This is a genomic window from Candidatus Neomarinimicrobiota bacterium (assembly GCA_034716895.1).
In the GTDB taxonomy this organism is placed as follows: Bacteria; Fidelibacterota; UBA8477; order UBA8477; family JABMPR01; genus JABMPR01.
In genome coordinates this window covers 1-2021 of the sequence record JAYEKW010000239.1, presented here as the reverse complement: position 1 = coordinate 2021, position 2021 = coordinate 1, and the positions used below count along the sequence as shown (strand labels likewise).

Here is a 2021-nt window from a genome sequence, read left to right as displayed (position 1 = left end):
TTTCTGGGCCCCAACGGAGCCGGAAAAACCACTGTGATGCGCATGATCTATTGTGCCACTCCGGCTACTTCAGGCCAACTGCTGGTCAATGATCTGGATGTCATGTCAAACATGAGTGCCGTTAAACGGGGAATTGGAGTAGTCACTCAGGATGATAGTCTGGATTATGACCTGAATGTGATCAATAACCTGCTGGTCTATGCTCGATACTATGATATGCCCAGAGAGCGGGCCATTCGCAGAGCAGATGAACTCATCGAATTCTTCCAGTTGGGAGAAAAACGCCTGGTAAATGTGCGAACACTCAGCGGCGGTATGAAAAGACGACTGCAGATTGCCCGTGCTCTGATCAACAGACCCAGTGTGCTGATCCTGGATGAACCGTCCACCGGTCTGGATCCGCAAGCCCGCCATCATGTCTGGGCCAAATGTCATGAACTGATCGGGCAGGGTGTGACTCTGTTACTCACCACCCACTACATGGATGAAGCAGAGCAACTGTGTGATAACCTGGCCGTCATGGATCAGGGTCAGATCATTACTGAAGGCTCACCCTGGGACTTGATCAGATCAGAGGTTTCACCCCATGTTGTCGAAGTTCGAGGTGATACTATCAGTCGGGAAACCATTCTGGCTGCCACCAGCAAACAAATTGATTTTCACGAATCTCTTTCTGACCGATTACTACTCTATACTGAAGATGCCAATCGGCTCTATGCTCAGATCCAAGCCATGGACATCCCGGTAAAAACATTATTAAGCCGTCGGGCTTCCCTTGAAGATGTCTTTCTGAAATTAACTGGACGGGAACTCATCGATTGAACCACTCCACTCCCAGAGTGATCCTGAAAGCTGCCTGGCGGGTCTGGCAACGCAATGCCACCGTCTATAAACGAACCTGGAAACTCAATATTCTGCCCAATTTCTTCGAACCATTCCTCTATCTTTTGGGTATGGGCATCGGGCTGGGAGCCTACATTAATGAAATGGATGGCATACCTTACATCCAGTACATTGCCCCGGGCTTACTCATTTCCAGCATCATGTGGGGTGCCAGCCTGGAAACCACCTATAATGTTTTTGTAAAAATGAATTTCGACCGGATCTATGATGGTATTCTTTCGACACCGGTCAATCCCAAGGATCTGGCTCTGGGTGAATTGCTATGGGGAGCTACTCGCGGCACAATCTATGGTGGTGCTTTCTTCAGTATTCTTTTCTTATTCGGGATGGGGCTTCACTGGGGAATTCTGTTGATCATACCTTTGCTTTTCATCATTGGATTTTTGTTTGCTACCATTGGTTTGCTATTTACATCCGTCATCAAAGAGATCGAGCTGTTCAATTACTTCTTCACCTTGTTTCTCACACCCCTATTCCTTTTTTCCGGGATATTCTTTCCTCTGACCCAACTTCCTGAGATCATCCAGATCATAGCCTGGTTCACACCGCTTTACCATGGCGTTGAACTCAGCAGAGGAATCTTCAATCAATTGTGGAGTGTTGACCTACTTCACCATTTCCTATGGATCCTGACAGTCACTGCTCTCAATACAGTCATCGTCCTCAGGTCAATCCATAAACGGCTATATCAGTAACCCTGGCAATGAGATAGAGGGAATATTTTTTTCGCTTTTCTAACCCGAATATCTCCCCCAAAGCCGAGATTGTCACAACGTAATCACACAAACACTTTTGGATTGGTACTTATTAAAGCGGCCCATGTTAGTCGAATACATATTGTCAGAAATAGCCACCAAGGCACTAAGACACTAAGTGGAGTTGAGCCATTATGCGCCTTCATGTAAAAAGAGCTTACACTCCGCGCTATTAGAACTATAGATTCTTACGGCTATCCATGACCAGTTTAATACATCTCCCACCAATACCGGGCTTGCCCCGGCGTAGTCACACAAGTAAAGCTATAACATCATGCTTCTTCGCGAGTATCTTTAAACTATCTAAATAATTTGTATCAAGAAAATCGGAGAGAATAAAGATAATACTACGCTTTTTTATCA

The 2021-nt window shown here is 45.9% G+C and carries 2 protein-coding genes; both read left to right on the top strand.

All coding sequences use genetic code 11. The annotated features are described in order from the left end of the window. Window positions 1-822: ATP-binding cassette domain-containing protein (locus U9Q77_13190; protein MEA3288310.1), on the top strand; the 822-nt coding region annotated here is incomplete at its 5' end. Then, window positions 819-1598: an ABC transporter permease gene (locus tag U9Q77_13185; protein ID MEA3288309.1), complete on the top strand. Its 780-nt coding sequence runs from the start codon at window positions 819-821 to the stop codon at window positions 1596-1598. The genes U9Q77_13190 and U9Q77_13185, both read left to right, overlap by 4 nt. Window positions 1599-2021: the final 423 nt, after the last annotated feature.